Source organism: Bradyrhizobium sp. 6(2017) (genome assembly GCF_011058295.2).
GTDB classification, from domain to species: Bacteria; Pseudomonadota; Alphaproteobacteria; order Rhizobiales; family Xanthobacteraceae; genus Bradyrhizobium; species Bradyrhizobium septentrionale.
On record NZ_CP049289.2, the window covers coordinates 7,793,091 to 7,810,004 of the forward strand.

The 16,914-nt window shown below is 65.6% G+C and carries 16 protein-coding genes; 9 read left to right on the top strand and 7 right to left on the bottom strand.

All coding sequences use genetic code 11. The annotated features are described in order from the left end of the window. Positions 1-112: 112 nt before the first annotated feature. Both putA and G6P99_RS37085 read left to right on the top strand, forming a co-directional pair. A complete protein-coding gene (putA, locus tag G6P99_RS37080) occupies positions 113-3,118 on the top strand; it encodes a bifunctional proline dehydrogenase/L-glutamate gamma-semialdehyde dehydrogenase PutA (protein WP_165125683.1) in 3,006 nt (1,001 codons plus the stop codon). Positions 3,119-3,394: 276 nt separating this feature from the next. Beyond that, positions 3,395-4,600 (top strand): CaiB/BaiF CoA transferase family protein, encoded by a 1,206-nt coding sequence (locus tag G6P99_RS37085; RefSeq protein ID WP_029080327.1) that lies wholly within the window; start codon positions 3,395-3,397, stop codon positions 4,598-4,600. Between the two features lie 22 nt (positions 4,601-4,622). Here G6P99_RS37085 and G6P99_RS37090 read toward each other — a convergent pair whose 3' ends face one another. Further along, complete coding sequence (locus G6P99_RS37090; protein ID WP_245284631.1) at positions 4,623-5,177, bottom strand: TetR/AcrR family transcriptional regulator; 555 nt, start codon at positions 5,175-5,177, stop codon at positions 4,623-4,625. A gap of 147 nt (positions 5,178-5,324) precedes the next feature. Between G6P99_RS37090 and G6P99_RS37095 the strand changes: the two genes are divergently transcribed. Next, positions 5,325-5,969 (top strand): glutathione S-transferase family protein, encoded by a 645-nt coding sequence (locus tag G6P99_RS37095; RefSeq protein WP_029080329.1) that lies wholly within the window; start codon positions 5,325-5,327, stop codon positions 5,967-5,969. Between the two features lie 58 nt (positions 5,970-6,027). Here the strand turns inward: G6P99_RS37095 and G6P99_RS37100 are convergent, their stop codons facing one another. The 3 genes from G6P99_RS37100 to G6P99_RS37110 form a co-directional block, all read right to left on the bottom strand. Then, a complete protein-coding gene (locus G6P99_RS37100; RefSeq protein ID WP_165125686.1) occupies positions 6,028-6,192 on the bottom strand; it encodes a hypothetical protein in 165 nt (54 codons plus the stop codon). A gap of 97 nt (positions 6,193-6,289) precedes the next feature. Then, a complete protein-coding gene (locus G6P99_RS37105; protein ID WP_029080330.1) occupies positions 6,290-7,837 on the bottom strand; it encodes a hypothetical protein in 1,548 nt (515 codons plus the stop codon). Between the two features lie 91 nt (positions 7,838-7,928). Next, on the bottom strand, positions 7,929-9,017 hold the full coding sequence (locus G6P99_RS37110) for a hypothetical protein (RefSeq protein ID WP_165125689.1): 1,089 nt from the start codon (positions 9,015-9,017) through the stop codon (positions 7,929-7,931). A gap of 204 nt (positions 9,018-9,221) precedes the next feature. On the opposite strand from G6P99_RS37110, the gene G6P99_RS37115 reads away from it, so the two are divergent. From G6P99_RS37115 to G6P99_RS37130, 4 genes are all read left to right on the top strand, one after another. After that, positions 9,222-9,596 carry a Crp/Fnr family transcriptional regulator gene (locus tag G6P99_RS37115; RefSeq protein WP_029080332.1) on the top strand — a complete coding sequence of 125 codons (375 nt, stop codon included), beginning with the start codon at positions 9,222-9,224 and terminating at the stop codon, positions 9,594-9,596. Further along, positions 9,593-10,402, top strand: a complete 810-nt coding sequence (locus G6P99_RS37120; protein ID WP_029080333.1) for an MBL fold metallo-hydrolase — start codon at positions 9,593-9,595, stop codon at positions 10,400-10,402. Before G6P99_RS37115 ends, G6P99_RS37120 begins: the two co-directional genes overlap by 4 nt. Positions 10,403-10,526: 124 nt before the next feature. Further along, positions 10,527-11,840: an MFS transporter gene (locus tag G6P99_RS37125; RefSeq protein WP_035976679.1), complete on the top strand. Its 1,314-nt coding sequence runs from the start codon at positions 10,527-10,529 to the stop codon at positions 11,838-11,840. Between the two features lie 165 nt (positions 11,841-12,005). After that, complete coding sequence (locus tag G6P99_RS37130) at positions 12,006-12,620, top strand: glutathione S-transferase family protein (protein WP_165125692.1); 615 nt, start codon at positions 12,006-12,008, stop codon at positions 12,618-12,620. An 83-nt stretch (positions 12,621-12,703) separates the two neighbouring features. Here G6P99_RS37130 and G6P99_RS37135 read toward each other — a convergent pair whose 3' ends face one another. From G6P99_RS37135 to G6P99_RS37145, 3 genes are read right to left on the bottom strand one after another with little or no spacing between them, the layout of a single operon-like run. Continuing rightward, positions 12,704-13,201 (bottom strand): TPM domain-containing protein, encoded by a 498-nt coding sequence (locus G6P99_RS37135; RefSeq protein WP_029080335.1) that lies wholly within the window; start codon positions 13,199-13,201, stop codon positions 12,704-12,706. 4 nt (positions 13,202-13,205) lie between these two features. Further along, the gene (locus tag G6P99_RS37140; RefSeq protein ID WP_029080336.1) at positions 13,206-14,105 is read right to left on the bottom strand and encodes a TPM domain-containing protein; all 900 of its coding nucleotides are present in this window, start codon (positions 14,103-14,105) and stop codon (positions 13,206-13,208) included. Between the two features lie 21 nt (positions 14,106-14,126). Continuing rightward, positions 14,127-14,735, bottom strand: coding sequence for a LemA family protein (locus G6P99_RS37145; protein WP_165125695.1), 609 nt, complete (start codon positions 14,733-14,735; stop codon positions 14,127-14,129). A gap of 156 nt (positions 14,736-14,891) precedes the next feature. Between G6P99_RS37145 and G6P99_RS37150 the strand changes: the two genes are divergently transcribed. Together G6P99_RS37150 and G6P99_RS37155 are read left to right on the top strand one after the other, a co-directional pair. Continuing rightward, positions 14,892-15,749, top strand: a complete 858-nt coding sequence (locus G6P99_RS37150) for an enoyl-CoA hydratase (protein WP_029080338.1) — start codon at positions 14,892-14,894, stop codon at positions 15,747-15,749. A gap of 5 nt (positions 15,750-15,754) precedes the next feature. Next, positions 15,755-16,900: an acyl-CoA dehydrogenase family protein gene (locus G6P99_RS37155; RefSeq protein ID WP_029080339.1), complete on the top strand. Its 1,146-nt coding sequence runs from the start codon at positions 15,755-15,757 to the stop codon at positions 16,898-16,900. Positions 16,901-16,914: the final 14 nt, after the last annotated feature.

Sequence of the window (16,914 nt, forward strand, 5' to 3'; positions counted from 1 at the left end):
TTCCGACTAGCCCTGATTTTCTAAGGCAAATCTGCTAATTTGTCTATCGAACTGCGGTTCGTGTGCGCGTAGGTGTTGCGGTGCAACCCGAAGGAACCGCCAAGGAACCACCATGCCAGACCCGCTCCCGCCCCCGTTCAGCGCGCCCTACGCCCCCGACGACGCCGCCATTGCCGGCCGCCTGCGTCAGGACGCGACGTCCGGCGCGGAGGCGGAGGCGCGGATCGATCTCACCGCGACGCGGCTGATCGAGGCGATCAGGGCGAACGACGATCCGCTTGGCGGGGTTGAGGACATGCTGCGGGAGTTCGCGCTGTCGACCAAGGAGGGGCTGGCGCTGATGGTGCTGGCGGAAGCGCTGCTGCGGGTGCCGGACGCGCGCACCGCCGACCAATTCATCGAGGACAAGCTCGGCCAGGGCGACTTCGTCAATCACGAGACCAGATCGAGCGCGTTCCTGGTCAACGCCTCGGCCTGGGCGCTCGGCATGTCGGCGCGCGTGATCCAGCCCGGCGAGACCCCGCAGGGCACGATCGGGCGGCTGACCAAGCGGCTCGGCGCGCCGGCGGTGCGCGCCGCGACGCGGCAGGCGATGCGGCTGATGGGCAGCCATTTCGTGCTCGGCGAAACCATCGAGGCGGCGCTGGCGCGCGCCCAATCGCACACCGCGCGCGGCTCGCGCTATTCCTTCGACATGCTCGGCGAAGGCGCCCGCACCGCCGACGACGCTCATCGCTATTTCGAATCCTACGCCCGCGCCATCGAGGCGATCGGCAAGGCGGCTGGTGATCAGGCCCTGCCCGACCGGCCAGGCATCTCGGTCAAGCTCTCGGCGCTGCATCCGCGCTTCGAGGCGGTCAGCCGGGCGCGGGTGATGAGCGAGTTGGTGCCGCAACTGGTCGATCTGGCGCGCCGCGCCAAGGCGTTCGATCTCAACTTCACCGTCGATGCCGAGGAAGCCGATCGGCTGGAGCTGTCGCTCGATGTGATGTCAGCTGCGCTCGCCGACCCGTCGCTCGCCGGCTGGAGCGGCTTTGGGCTCGCGATCCAGGCCTATCAGAAGCGCGCCACCGAGGTGATCGACTATATCGATGCGCTCGCGCGTGAGCTGGATCGCAGGATGATGGTGCGGCTGGTCAAGGGCGCCTATTGGGACACCGAGATCAAGCGCGCGCAGGAGCGCGGGCTCGACGGCTATCCGGTGTTCACCCGCAAGGCGATGACCGACCTGAACTACGTCGCCTGCGCGCGCAAGCTGCTGGCATTGCGGCCGCGGCTGTTTCCACAATTCGCCACCCACAACGCGCTGACGGTCGCGACCATCCTCGAACTGGCCGACGATCCCGCGAGCTTCGAATTCCAGCGGCTGCACGGCATGGGCGAAGCGCTCTACGCGCAGCTCGGCGAGGACAGGCCGGAGATCGCCCATCGCACCTACGCGCCGGTCGGCAGCCACCGCGACCTGCTCGCCTATCTGGTGCGACGGCTGCTCGAGAACGGCGCCAACTCGTCGTTCGTGGCGCTGGCGGCGGACAATCGCGTGTCCATCGTCGACCTGTTGCGCCGCCCCGCGGAGATCGTCGGTAGCAACACCAATGCCGCACATTCCGGGATTCCATTGCCGGCCGATCTCTATCGCCCGCAGCGCGAGAATTCGCACGGCATCGAGTTCGGCGAACGCAAAGCGCTCGAAGCGTTGACCTTGGCGATTGCGGCCGAGCGCAAGGCGACACAAGGTGCGGGCGCGACGCCGACAACCGAGCAGGCGAACGCCGCCGTCGCCGCGGCACGGAACGGCTTCAAGGCCTGGAACGCCACGCCGGCCACAAAACGTGCGGCGGTCCTCGACAAGGCGGCCGATTTGCTCGAGCAGCGCCGCGCCCGCTTCCTCGCTTTGCTGCAGAGCGAAGGCGGCAAGACGCTCGACGACGCACTCTCCGAGGTGCGCGAGGCGATCGACTTCTGCCGCTATTATGCGGCGCTCGGGCAAAAGCTGTTCGGCGAAGGCGAGACGATGCCGGGCCCGACCGGCGAAAGCAACGTGCTGGCGTTGCGCGGCCGCGGCGCATTCGTGGCGATCTCGCCGTGGAATTTCCCGCTCGCGATCTTCCTCGGCCAGGTGACGGCAGCCCTGATGGCGGGCAATGCGGTGATCGCAAAGCCGGCCGAGCAGACGCCGCGCATCGCGGCCGAGGCCGTCGCGCTGCTGCATCAAGCGGGCGTGCCTGAAACCGCCCTGCATCTGGTCCAGGGCGACGGAGCGGCCGGCGCCGCGCTGGTGGGGCATCCTGCGATCGCCGGCGTCGTCTTCACCGGCTCGACGGAGGTGGCGCGCTCGATCAACCGGACGCTCGCGGCCAAGGACGGCCCGATCGTGCCGCTGATCGCCGAGACCGGCGGCATCAACGCCATGATCGTCGATGCCACCGCGCTGCCCGAACAGGTCGCCGACGACGTCGTGACCTCCGCGTTCCGCTCCGCCGGCCAGCGCTGCTCGGCGCTGCGGCTGTTGTTCGTGCAGGACGACGTCTCCGACCGCATGATCGAGATGATCGCGGGCGCCGCGCGCGAATTGAAGATCGGCGACCCCGCCGATCCTTCGACGCATATCGGGCCGGTGATCGATGCCGAGGCCAAGCAGCGGCTCGACGCGCATATCGCGCGGATGAAGCAGGAAGCGCGGGTGCATCTCGCCGGCGCGGCGCCATCAGGCAATTTCGTCGCGCCGCACATCTTCGAACTATCGGCGGCAAGCCAACTGACGGAAGAGGTGTTCGGCCCGATCCTGCATGTCGTGCGCTATCGCGCCGAACGGCTCGGCGACGTGCTGGCCGCGATCGAAGCAACTGGTTTTGGGCTGACGCTCGGCATCCATTCGCGCATCGACGACACCATCGAGCGCGTGATCGACCGCCTCCAGGTCGGCAACATCTATGTCAACCGCAACATGATCGGCGCGGTCGTCGGCGTGCAGCCGTTCGGCGGCAGCGGCCTCTCCGGCACCGGCCCCAAGGCCGGCGGCCCGCACTACCTCACGCGCTTCGCGACCGAGCAGACAGTGACGATCAACACCGCCGCCGCGGGCGGTAACGCGGCGCTGATGGCCGGAGTGGAGTAACCGCCTCCGTCATTGCGAGAAGCGAAGCGACCAAGCAATCCACACTGTCATTCCGGGATGGTCCGAAGGACCAGACCTCAGATGCACAATTGTGCATCGGGGAATCTCTAGATTCCGGATTCGATGCTGCGCATCGCTCCGGAATGACTTGGGTTAAATGACTTGGTTGCATCGTGCCCCCGAGATGGGTCAAATGGCGGTCCGATCGGGATCATCGCCTGCGATAATTCCAGCTACCGGAAAAACACCAACAAGCGCCACGGGAGCGACGGCACGATGGAAAAAGGCATTTTTGATGGACTCAAGGTCCTGGATTGCGCGAGCTTCATCGCGGCGCCCGCGGCCGCCACCGTGCTTTCCGACTTCGGCGCCGACGTCATCAAGATCGAGCCGCCGGGTGCCGGCGACCCCTACCGCAATCTGCCTAACCTGCCCGGCTATCCCTCGAGCGAGCACAATTTCGCGTGGATGCTGGAGGCGCGCAACAAGAAGAGCCTGGCGCTCGACCTCACCAAGCCCGAGGCGCGCGAGGTGCTCTACAAGCTCGTCGCCGAGGCCGACGTGTTCATCACCAACATGCCGCCGCAGGTGCGCCAAAAGCTCGGCATCACCCATGATCATCTCGCCCATCTCAACGACCGGCTGATCTACGCCTCCTTCACCGGCTATGGCGAGAAGGGCGAGGAGGCCAACAAGCCCGGCTTCGATTCGAACGCCTATTGGGCCCGCTCCGGCCTGATGGACCTGGTGCGCGCCGACGAGGACACCACGCCGGCGCGCTCGGTCGCCGGCATGGGCGACCACCCCTGCGCGATGGCGTTCTACGGCGCGATCGTCACTGCGCTGTTCCAGCGCGAGAAGACCGGCAAGGGCTCGCATGTCGCGACCAACCTGATGGCCAACGGCGTCTGGGCCAACGGCGTGCTGGCGCAGGCCAAGCTCGCCGGCGCCAAGTTCAAGAAGCGCAAGCCGCGCGAAGAGGCGCTGAACGCGGTCACCAATCACTACAAATGCAAGGACGGCCGCTGGCTGATCCTGTCGCTGCTCAACGAAGACCGGCAATGGCCCACGCTGGCGCGCTGCATGGGCCGCGAGGACCTCGTCGCCGATCCGCGCTTCGCCACGAAGCCTGATCGCCATGCGCGCTCGGTCGAACTGATCAGGATCTTTGACGAAGTGTTCGCCGGCAGGGATCTCGCCGAATGGCGCACGATCCTCGACGGCAACGGCCTGGTGTTCGGCGTCGTCGGCATCCTCGACGACATCCCGAACGACAGGCAGATGATCGAGAACGAAGTGCTGGTGCGCTTCGAGAACGACACCATGCTGACCGTCAACAGCCCGATCTTCATCGACGGCGCCAAAAAGGTGCAGCCGCGCAAGCCGCCCGAGGTCGGTGAGCACTCCGACGAGATCCTGCGCCAGGCCGGCTATGACGAGGCCACGATCCAGAAGCTGCGCGCTTCCGGCGCGGTGGCGTAAGACCGCATGACGCGATGGCTGATCAGGCCTTTGCACCGATCAGGCTCTTGATCAGCGCCAGCAGGCCCGCTGCCATCTCTCGCCGAAATCCGCGGCGGCGGGTTGCAAGCTGCTGCAGCAACATTCCGATCAACGCGGACACGAACAAGTCCGCATGGCGGCGCGGCTCCGCCGAGCCGCCTGCGCGCAAGGCGAGCTCCGCGCTTTGCCGCCAGGTCTCGAACCACTCTCCGACCACGGCCCGGTAGCGCTCGCTGCGCGCGGCCGCAAGGAACGCTTCGTAGCAGGCGATGTGGATCTCGCCCCGTGTCTTCAGCTCCTGGTCGTACCAGCCGACCAGGGATTCGAGCCATGCCTCGATATCGAACGCCTTACCTTGCAGGCTGAGCGCCAGCGCCTGCAGCCGGCCGGTCTCGCGGGCCAGGGCGAAGCGAAGGGCGCCGTCGATCATCGCGTCTCGCGTCTTGAAGTGATGGGTGATTGCGCCGAGCGACAGGCCCGCCTCCGCCGCCACCGCCCGGTGGGTCACGCCGTCGAGGCCCGTGCGGCCGATGATCCGAAGCGTCGCCTCTATCACGGGACGTTCGCGGTTGCCGCTCTCAGGTTCAGTTCGCTTCATCAATTGGCGCTCAGGCCAGCCATGCAGAATGGACAGAACAAATGTTCTGTTTTACGAAGTATACGTATCGACGGCTAAATCGACAAGCATCTCAGGAGCCCGACGATGCCGCGCTATCGCCTGCATTACTTCCCGGAATCGGGCAACAGCTACAAGCTCGCGCTGATGCTGACGCTGTGTGGCGAGACGTTGGAGCCGGTATGGACCGATTTCGGCGGCGGCATCGCGCGGACCGCAAAATGGCGCGCTGACGTCAACGCGATGGGCGAGATCCCGGTGCTCGAGGTCGACGGCGAGCGCCGCACCCAGACCGCACCGATCCTGCTGCAGCTTGCCGAGCAGTACGGAAAATTCGGCGGCGAGACGCCGGAGGAGAAGTTCGAGCTGTTGCGCTGGCTGTTCTGGGACAACCAGAAACTCTCGGGCTACATGGCGACCTATCGCTTCATGCGCACCTTCACGCCGTCAGCCGACCCGAAGGTGCTGAAATATTTTCGCGCGCGGCTCGACGACTTCCTCGGCATCCTCGACCAGCATGTCGGCAACAACGCCTTCATGATCGGAGCGCGGCCGACCGTGTCTGACATCTCGATGATGGCCTATCTGCACTATCCTGCTGACGAGACCGGCTACGATTTTGCGGCCAGCCATCCCAATATCAGCGCCTGGCTCAGCCGCATCGCCGCGCTGCCCGGCTGGAAATCGGCCTATGACCTGCTGCCCGGCCCGCGCCTGAAACACTACGCCTAAAGACTCTCTTTTGACGCGTTTTCTTCACGCGAACCGGTGCCCACTTCGCTTGAAAACGCTATCGCTTCATCCAGGCCCAGACGATGGCCACAGCGATGATGCCGATGATGACCGCGAGCCCGATCGCCCAGCTGCTGACGCGCACGGCGCTGACCGCCTGACGCTCGGCCTCGTTGGCCGCGATCTCGCGGTTGCGCTGCTTGTCCTGCTCGGGAGCATTCATCGGCCGGTCTCCGTCAAGGCTGGGCTGTTCGGGTCGTGGTCGCGAACCGCAATGTAGCATCAAATAATGACGCCCGGGCACATCGGTTCCCGAGAAGCTACCGCCCTTTCACGAAGCACATGCCCATCCGCGAGGTCTTGCCGGCCATCTGGCAGGCGAGGCCTTCGGCGCAGGTCCAGCCACGGAAACTGCGGTCGGTCTCGGCCGGCCTCGTGCCCGGCAGATAGCAATGCGCGCCCCAGCCGTCGCTGTATTCGGTACCGGCAAGCTCGGCGCTGGCGCGCAGTTGCGGCCGGTTGGAGAAGCCGCGCGAAAAGTCCGGCGCCTTGCCGTCGCGGAAGCTCGTGAGGATATCGCGGCGACGGACCTGGTCGCCGAAGAAATGCGGCGAGGCCGGCACCACGGTGGAGTTCGACGGCTTGGCCGCCATCCAGTCGACGCCGGGGACATGGAAGCCGCCAATGCCGCGGGTCTGGTGGCAGCCGGCGCAGGTGACGTCGTTGAGGCGCCGCTCGAAGCCGGCCAGCGACTGGATGTTCTGCAGCTTCGTTCCGTCAGCGGCGGCCTTCTGCAAGGCGCCGACGACATCGCCGTCCGAGAACACCGCGTTGCCGGCGGTCCCCTCGCCCTGCACCATGCCGAATGCGGGCTGCAGATCGCTGACATCGAAACCGATCGGGGTCGGCGCCACCGCCGAGCTTGCGAGGAAGCGATCGGGGATCAGCAGGGTGCCGCGATCGAGCTCGGCAAAATGCCTGGGATCGAGCAGCCACGTCTTGAAGTCGCGCCGCAGCGCCTCGTCGGCCAGAATGCGATCGCGATCGATCTGGTTCTCCAGCGGCGCTTCGGCGAAGCGCTTTGCCGCGCCGTCATAGTCAAACACTTTCAGGAGATAGTCGGTGCGGAAGTCGCGCACCGCGGATTTCGGCGCGTGTGCGATCTGCAGATTGGTCTCGATGCGATCGATATTCCCGGCGCCGATCAGGTCGAGCGGGCCATCCTTGCCGAACAGTTTCTCCATCGTCGGCGGCGCGCCGCCGGTCGCGAGCCAGCGCCGTGCGAGCTCACGGCAGGTGAGCGAGGCATCGTTGCCGTCGCCCTTCGCCTTCAGCACCAGGTTCAGCGTCATCGGCAGCCGCTGCGACACCGCGTTCTCGCCGATCAGCGGCACATCGGTCCGCGTCAACCGATAGATCAGCCGGATCTCGCCGCAGTCTTTCGGCGCGACATAGGCGCGGTCCATGCGGTTGACGATGCCGGCCAGCACGAAGCGAACGTCGGGAGACTCAAACAGCGCGCGGTCGAACAGCTGAAAGGCAAAGCCGTCGCCGACGCCGATGCTCTCGTTCGGCAGGCTTGCTTTATGCTTTGCGACATAGCGATCGAACTCACGATCGAGCGCCTCGCGCACCGGCACCATCGAGGGCAGCCCGAACAGATCGCGGTTGGACAGCGGCGTGTCGGCGGAACGCTCTGGCGCAAGCATCCGGCCGAGGCCGAAACGGTCGTGGTCGAGCTGGCGCAGGATCGCGGGATCGATGATCGCTGTGCCGCGCTCGAGCGCGCGATCCTCGGCGGCGCGTGCAGGCACCGCGCCGCAGAGCAGAACGGACATCAGCAGGAAGCATTTCAGCGCGCGGCTCATGCCCCCACTAACACCGCGCGGCAAACCCTATTCAAGAAAAAAGGCGCTTCACATCGCGGTGAAGCGCCTTGGTGTTGTCGTGTTTCGGCAATCAGCGCGAAACGATCAGGCCCTTGCTGGTGACGACCACCCAACGGCCGTCCTGCTTGCGGATGGCGTCGACGCGGCCGAGGCCGGGGACGGGATCGCCAGCGTACACCTCGTAGATGCCGCCGCGGCCCTCGATCAGCGCGCCGCCATTGCCGACGTCGCGCAGCGACCAGCCGTCGACTACCGGCATGCGGCCGACCTCGGGCTTGGGGGCAGCCGGCGCAGCCGCGGCAGTCGCAGGCGGGACCGAGCCCGTGACCTCGCGGACAGGCGTCGCAGCGGCAACGGTCGTCTGCGGCGTGGCGCGCAGCTTGTCGACGGTCTCGCTCAGCTTGGCGAGCTTGGCGTTCGGCTCGGCCTGGGCCTTCTCGACCTTCTCGATCCGGTCGCTGGCCTTGCTGAACTGGGCCTGGCCGGCCTTGGCGGTCTGCTCGACGCTGGCCTTCAGCGCGGCGATTTCGGATTCGAGCCGGGCGAGCGAGGCGTCGGCCGCTTCCTTCGCGGCGGCGTCACTGGCAGCCGTGTCCTGAGCGGAGGCAATGGCGGGGCTGGCGAGATGACCGAGGCCTGCGGTCGCGAGCGCACCTCCGATGGCCCCTGCCACGGTCGCCAGCGCAATCACCGCGGCCATCGCCCCAAACCGGCGCGTGCCGGCCGGCTTGGCTGCTGTCTTGGCCGCCTGCTCGGCGCCCGGCTTGGAGGCGGTCGCCTCATGGTCCCAGGTACGGTCACCCGGCGCCATGATCATCAGCTTGCCCGGGAAACGCGGCTCCTCACGCTTGCCGGTCTCGACTTTGGGCACGTCCATATTGGACGGCTCGATCTTTGGCTCGACCTTGGGGTCGATCATCGGGTCGATCTTGGGCTCAACCATGGCATCAACCCGGGGCTCGACCTTTGGCGGCTCAACCTTCGGGGACTCGATCTTCGGCGCGTCCATCCTGGTCGCGTCCGCCTTTGGCGCCGTCTCTTCCTGGTCGGGCGCCAGCCGGGGAGCCTCGGCCGCGGCCATCACGGGCTCGCTCTTCGCCGCCGCTTCGACGCCGGTTTGACCGCTGACCGGCTCGCTCTGCTGCTCACTCAAGTTCAAAGTCTCCAGACTAGGTTGACAATTCGGTAACTTTTATTGCTTGCGAAATGGTTACCCAGCCCCGGCATTACCTAAATTTTAGGGAGTTTTCCGGGCCGGATTGGGGCGGTGCCGCGCTGCGGCAATCTGCGCGGGCTCCGTTTGCGCGCGGCGCTTTCCCGACTAACATACCGCCATCTTCCAGCCAGAAGGCAGGAGAGCGCCATGACGATCGAGAAATGCATCAAGGAATTTGGTGTCGATGACGTCATTTTCGAGGAAGGCTCGACCGGCCGCGAGCTGTTTGTCGTGCTCGACGGCAAGGTCGACATCGCCAAGATCGATGGCGGAAACAAGACTGTTATCGTCAGCCTCGGCAAGGGCGAGTTCTTCGGCGAGATGGCGGTGATCGACGGCTCGGCGCGCTCGGCGACCGCGATCGCCTCCGCGCCTGCGACGCGGGTGATGCGGATCAACCACGCCCGCTTCGTCTATCTGGTCAGCCAGCAGCCGGCGTTTGCGTTGATGGTGATGGACGCGCTCTCGAAACGGCTGCGCGCCTCCAACGCCGTCACGTACCGGTCGGCAGCCACCCCATGAGCGAGCGCAAGCCAAGCCCCTTCAAGACGCTGTTCGAGACCGACGTCGCGTCGCTGATCCAGGCCGCCGACGACGTTTACCAGATCCGCTTCAAGAACCGTGCGGCGAACGCCTATCTCGTGCGCGGCAGCAAGCGGACCATTATGATCGATGTCGGACTGTCGACCAACTATCCCGCGCTCGTCGCCTGCCTCGATCACCTTGGGGTGACGCCCGAGATGATCGACATGGTGGTGCTGAGCCACGAGCATCTCGACCACATCGGCGCGGCCTATCATTTCCACGGCAGCGCCTATATCGCCGCGCACCGGCTCGCCGCCAACAAGATCATGCTGCGCGACGACTTCTCGATGCTGCGCAAGATGTTCAACGAGCCGAACGTGCCGATCGATGTCGACATCTGGCTCGAGGAAGGCAATCTGATCGACCTCGGCAATTTCCGCCTCAACGTGATGTACACGCCGGGCCATACCTCGGCCTGCATCACGCTGTTCGATCCGGACAAGGGCTTGCTGTTCGCCTCCGACACGCTGATGCCCGGCGGCGTGATGGGCGGCGTGTTCGGCTCCGGCTCGATTGCCGACTACATCCAGTCGCTGGAACGGCTGAAGGGCCTCAACTCGAAGATCCTGCTGTCGGGTCACGGCCGGCTGTCCGACACGCCGCAGGACGACGTGCGGATCGCGCTGCAGCGCTCGCATGCCCTGCTCGAGGACACCGCGCAATTGTTCGATGCGCTCGATGCGCGTTCGAATTTCGAGCCGATCATGCAATCGGTGCGCGACCTCAACAAGCTCGACGACTGACGCCCGGCCTCAGCCAAAGCCGCCCGTTGTGGCCTGCCGTGACTTTGCACTAGGATCGGCTCACAACGATAAAAATCATGGGCTCGGCGACGCAGCCGTTGCCGACAATGGGGAGACGAAACGGATGCAGGTTGACGCGATGGCGCAGATGCGCCGCCGGGTGGTGATCTCCTCCACGATCGGCAATGCGCTGGAATGGTTCGACTTCACCGTTTTTGGCCTGTTCGCCGGCATCTTGAGCAAGCTGTTCTTTCCAGCGGACAATCCGCATTCCTCGCTGCTGCTGACCTTCGCGACATTCGGGATCGCCTTTGCAGCCCGGCCGTTGGGCGGCCTGGTGTTCGGGCTCTATGCCGACAGGCACGGCCGCAAGAAGGCGCTGGTCGTGATGATATCGCTGATGGCTGTTGGCACCGGCCTGCTCGGCTTCCTGCCGACCTATGGCGCGATCGGAATCGCGGCACCGCTATTGCTGCTGCTGGCGCGGCTGATCCAGGGCTTTTCCGCCGGCGGCGAGTTCGGCAGCGCCAGCGCGATGTTGATCGAGTTCGCGCCGCCTGGCCGGCGTGGCTTCTACGGTTCGTTCCAGATGGTGTCGCAATCGCTGGCGTTTGGCCTCGGTGCCGCGATGGCGATCGGTCTCAATCTCAGCCTGTCGCCCGACGCCTTCGCGAGTTGGGGTTGGCGCGTGCCGTTCATCCTCGGCATTCTGATCGGTCCGACCGGATGGTATCTGCGCCGGAGATGCGACGAGTCGCCCGAATTCCAGGCGTATCTCGCCGAGAAGGCCGCGACGGCGCAACCGAGCAGGCAGACCACGCTCGGCCAATTGTTCTCCGAACATCCACGTGAGTTGATTGCCTCGTTTTGCCTGATCGCGGCCGGTACGGCGATCAACTATGTCAATGCGATCTTTCTGCCGACCTATGCGGTCGCCGAGTTGAAGCTGCCGCTCCTGAACGCACAGCTGGGCCTGCTCGTCGTCAGCGTCGTCAATGCTGGGGTGGCGGTGGCCTGCGGCGCCCTCTCCGACCGGATCGGTCGTCGCGCGGTCCTCGTTCCGGCGCTGATCGTCTACAGCTTGCTGTTCTATGTGATTTTGCAGCGGCTCGTTGCCGCCCCGACCACCGCGAACCTCTGGGAGTTGCAGATCGTCGCGGTGCTGCTCGGAGCCTTGGCCGGGCCGATGCCGGCCTTCATGACCGAGATATTTCCCGTCGGCGTGCGCTCGACCGGAGCATCGCTGATGTACAATCTCGCCGTGATGCTGTTCGGCGGGTTGGCGCCGTTCATCAACACCTGGCTGGTCCAGGTGACGGGCGACAAGGCTGCTCCGGTCTACTACATACTGTTCGCCGCGGCGGTCGGTCTCGTGGGTCTGTCGGTCTATCGCGGACGACCGTCCGTGCCGGGAGTAGCAACTCAACCGGCGCAATGACCCTCGCTTAGCCGGCGGCGAGCTGATCATGCAGTCGGCGCGCGACCGGTGCGACGACTGCCCCGGGGCGTGCGCGACCGCGCACGTGACGCTTCATTTGACAAATCCGCGCGCGGCCTGTTCAACAGCGGCAACAACAACGCTGAAAAAACAGGGAGCGAGGACATGAAGCTTTACGACTCGATCGGACCCAACCCGCGCATCGTTCGCATGTTCATGGCGGAGAAGGGCATCGAGATCCCCAAGCAGGCCGTCGACCTGCGCAAGGGCGAGAACCGCGAGGAAGCGCATCTGAAGCGCAATCCGCACGGCCAGATGCCGGCGCTCGAACTGGACTGCGGCAACTACCTCTCGGAGATCACCGCGATCTGCGAATATCTCGAGGAGAAGCACCCCTCGCCCGCGATGATCGGCACCACGCCGGAAGAGCGCGCCGAATGCCGGATGTGGACGCGCCGCGTCGATCTCAACATCGCCGAGCCGCTTGCCAACGGCTACCGCTTCGGCGAGGCGCTGAAATTCTTCGAGAAGCGCATTCCGGTCGCGCCCGAGGCCTCGCCGGGGTTGAAGATGATCGCGGCCAACCGCATCAAATGGCTTGATGACCAGATGGCGGACGGGCGCGATTACATCTGCGGCAAGCGCTTCACCCTCGCCGACATGCTGCTCTATTGCTGGCTCGATTTCGGCAACCAGGTCGGCCAGCCGCTGGACCAGTCGAACGGCAACATCGTCGCCTGGTTCAACCGCGTGGCTGAGCGGCCGTCGGTCAAGGCGTAGGTTCTCACCCGACCGTCATTCCGGGGCGCGCGAAGCGCGAGATTCCGGGTTCGATGCTGACGCATCGCCCCGGAATGACGGGCTCAAATCACCACCGGCTTGTCCGGCAGCTCGTTCGGGCCGCCCTCGGCATGCGGGAAATGCTTCGCCAGTTCCTGCGACACCGCAGCGATGCCGTTGATCACGCCCTGCTCGAACCGGCCTGATCGAAAATCCGCTTCCATGGCGCGGCAGATCGCTTCCCAGCCGGCATGACCAACCTTGGCGTCGATGCCGCGGTCAGCGACGATCTCGACGTCGCGGTCGGCGAGCAGCAGATAGATCAGGACGCCGTTGTTGTGATGGGTGTCCCAGATCCGCAAATGCGAGAATACGTCGAGCGCCCGTTCGCGCGCCGGCTGGTTGCGGAACAGCGGCACACCGTCGAGCGCGCCCTCGACGACGAAACGGATCTGGCCCGAATGGGTCGCCTCGCCCGCCTTGATCGCACGCTCGATGGCGTCGAGCACGCGCGGCGGAAAGTCGCGCCGCACCCGCCAGCGGTGTTCGAGCAAATGCCTGCCGATGCGCTTGATGCTCATATGCCTACCAGCTCCCCGAGGCGCCGCCGCCGCCGAAGCTGCCGCCTCCGCCGCTGAAGCCGCCGCTGTCGCTCGAGCTCGAGCCGCTGCTCCAGCCACCACCGCCGCCGGACCAGCCGCCGGAATAACCGCCGCCGCGCCGATAGGGTCCGGAGCCGGCCGCCGGACCGCCAAAATTCAATCCGCCGAAGATCAACGCCGCGACACCAGCGAACAGGCCGACCACCAAAGCGGTGGCGAGCGAGCCGGCCACCATCCAGGTGAAGACGCCGACGATGCCGCCGGTTGCGACCGAGCCCAACAGCCGCCCCAGCATCGCTCGCAGCGCGCTCGCCACGATGATGACCACGAAGATCACGACCGGATTGGCGAAGTCGACCAGGTTCGGCCCCTGCCAATGCTCGGGCTCCGGCGCCGGCAATTGCTCGCCATTGACCAGCCGGATCATCCGGTCGACGCCGGCCGAAATGCCGCCGGCGAAGTCGCCGGCCTTGAATTTCGGCGTGATGTCCTCATCGATGATGCGGTGGGTGACGACGTCGCTCAGCACGCCTTCGAGGCCATAGCCGACCTCGATGCGCAAATGCCGGTCGTTCTTGGCGACCACGAGCAGCGCGCCGTCGTCGACCTTCTTGCGCCCGATTTTCCAGGCCCCGGCGACGCGGATCGAGAACTGCTCGATCGTCTCCTCGCCCGTGGTCGGTACGATCAGGACAGCAATCTGGCTGCCTTTTCGTTTCTCGAGATCCTCCAGCTTTCCGTTGAGCGCAGCAATGTCGCCCGACGACAACGTCCCGGTCTGATCGACGACGCGGCCGGTGAGCTGAGGCACTGCGACCTCGGCCCGCGTCGGGCAGATGAGGCCCAGCAGGAAAGCGAACAGGATGACGCGAATGGCGGCCATTGCGGTCGGCGCGCGCCGACGCTACTTCGACGGCGCCGGCGTTGGGCTGAAATCGACCTTCGGCGCGGTCGAGATCTCCTTCTCGTTCTCGACCGTGAAGTTGGGCTTCTCCTTGTAGCCGAACACCATCGCAGTCAAATTGTTCGGGAAGGTGCGGATGCCGACATTATAATCCTGCACCGACTTGATATAGCGGTTGCGCGCCACCGTGATGCGGTTCTCGGTGCCCTCGAGCTGCGCCATCAGGTCGCGGAACAGCGCGTCCGATTTCAGCGGCGGATAGTTTTCGGTGACGACGAGCAGCCGCGACAGCGCGCTGGTGAGTTCGCCCTGCGCCTGCGTGAACTTCTGGAACGCGGCCGGATCGTTGAGCACCTCGGGCGTTGCCTGGATGCTGCCGACCTTGGCGCGCGCGTTGGTGACGCCGAGCAGCACGTCCTTCTCCTGCTGCGCAAAGCCCTTCACCGAGTTGACCAGGTTCGGCACCAGATCGGCGCGCCGCTGGTACTGGTTCACCACCTCCGACCAGCTCGACTTGACCTGCTCGTCATTGGTCTGAATCGCGTTGTAGCCGCAATTGGTCAGGCTCAACGTCGCCAGCGCTGCCAGCACGGTCCAAAGCTTGCGCATGAAATTGGTCCTCCCGGTGGATTCTTCGCCAGCGTAGCAGATTTTCGTCCGTTAATCCCGTGTGGCGGTTTTCGCACCGCCTTTTGCGGACGATGGCCCTTGCCTATCCCTCCTCGCGCCCTTCATCATGGCAAAAAATCGATCCGGGGAGGATCCATGACGTCAGAACAATTCGAGACGATTGTTGTCGAGCGGCCGGAGCCGGCGATCTCGCGGATCGTGATGAACCGCCCCGAGGCCCGCAACGCCCAGAACCTGCAGATGACCTACGACCTCAACGCCGCCTTCGACCGGGCGGTGCAGGACGACGCGGTCAAGGTCATCATTCTCGCCGGCAACGGCCCGCATTTCTCGGCCGGTCACGATCTACGGCCGGGGACTAAGAACCAGGCGGGCGTCGATTTCCCGCCAGTCGGAAATTGGGGCGGCTTCAACGAGCCGAACGCCCACGGCCGCTTCGCGCGCGAGCAGGAGATCTATCTGCAGATCACCCGGCGCTGGCGCAATCTGGCCAAGCCGACGATCGCGGAGGTGCACGGCAAGTGCATCGCCGGCGGGCTGATGCTGGCGTGGGCCTGCGACCTGATCGTCGCGAGCAGCGACGCCGAATTCTGCGATCCCGTGGTGACGATGGGCGTCTGCGGCGTCGAATGGTTCGTGCATCCTTGGGAGCTCGGCGCGCGCAAGGCCAAGGAGATGCTGTTCACCGCCGACGTCTGGAGTGCCGACGAGGCGCACCGCCTCGGCATGGTCAATCACGTGGTGCCGCGCGGCGATCTCTCAACGTTCACGCTGGCGCTGGCGCGCAGGATCGCGGCAAAACCCGCTTTCGCGCTGAAGCTGTCCAAGGAGGCGGTCAACCGCTCGATCGACATCATGGGGCAGCCCGCTGCGATCGATCAGGCCTTCGCGCTGCATCAGCTCTGCCACGCGCATAATCTTCAGCAATTCGGAATGGTGGTGGACCCCGCGGGTCTGCATCCCTCCGTCAAGAAAACCGCCAATGTGAAGTAGAGCAGATGGACCTCACTCTCAGCGACGAGCAGCGCCTGCTGCGCGAAAGTGCCGACCGCTTCGTGGCGGAAACCTTCACATCAGAGCATCGCAAGAGGACGGCGAACGAGCCGCTCGGCTATTCGCCGGCGATCTGGAAACAATTCGCCGAACTCGGCTGGCTGGCGCTGCCGATCAATGAGGCCCATGGCGGACTCGGCGGCGGCGCGATCGAGATCGGACTGTTGATGGAGGCATTCGGTCGCGGCCTGGTGTCGGAGCCGTTTCTCTCCACGGTCGTGATCGGCGCCGCGCTGGTCGCCGAATGCGGCACCGAGGCGCAGCAGCAGGCGATCCTGCCCAAGGTTGCCGAGGGCGCGCTCACGCTCGCCTTCGCGCATTCCGAGCGCGCCGCACGATTCGATCTCGCCCACGTCGACACGACGGCCACCAAGACCGCCGACGGCTGGCTGTTGAACGGCAGCAAGATCGCGGTGCTCGACGGTGCGTCGGCCAACCAGATCATCGTCTCGGCCCGCGTCGCCAACGCCAATGGCGCATCCGGCAAGCTCGGCCTGTTCCTGGTGCCGGCAGGCGCGCCCGGCCTCACCTTGCGCGATTACGCGCGGCTTGGCGGCGGACGCGCCTGCAATCTCGATCTGAAGAATGTACAGCTGCCCGCCGACGCGTTGCTCGGCGATGGCCAGGACGCGTTGCCCGCGATCGAAACCGTGGTCGACCGCGCGATGGCCGCGCTCGGCGCCGAGGCGGTCGGCATCATGCAGACGCTGCTCGACACCACGCTCGAATACACCAAGATTCGCAAACAGTTCGGCCGGCCGCTGTCGGCCAATCAGGTGATCCGCCATCGCCTCGCCGACGTCGCGATGCAGGTCGACGAGGCGCGCTCGATGGCGCTGCGCGCCGCGTTGATGGCCAATGCCGAGCCGGCGGCGCGCGGCCGTGCAGCGTCCGGCGCCAAGGCGAAGATCGGCAAATGCGCGCGCTTCGTCGCCGAGCAGTCGGTGCAGTTGCACGGCGCCATGGGCGTCACCGAGGAGCTCGATATCGGCGCCTATTTCAAGCGGCTGCTCGCCTTCGACACGCTGTTCGGCGGCAGCGCCCATCATTATCGCCGCCACGCCGCCTTGAGCGGCCGCGCCCACGCGTAAACGGAGAGCGCAAC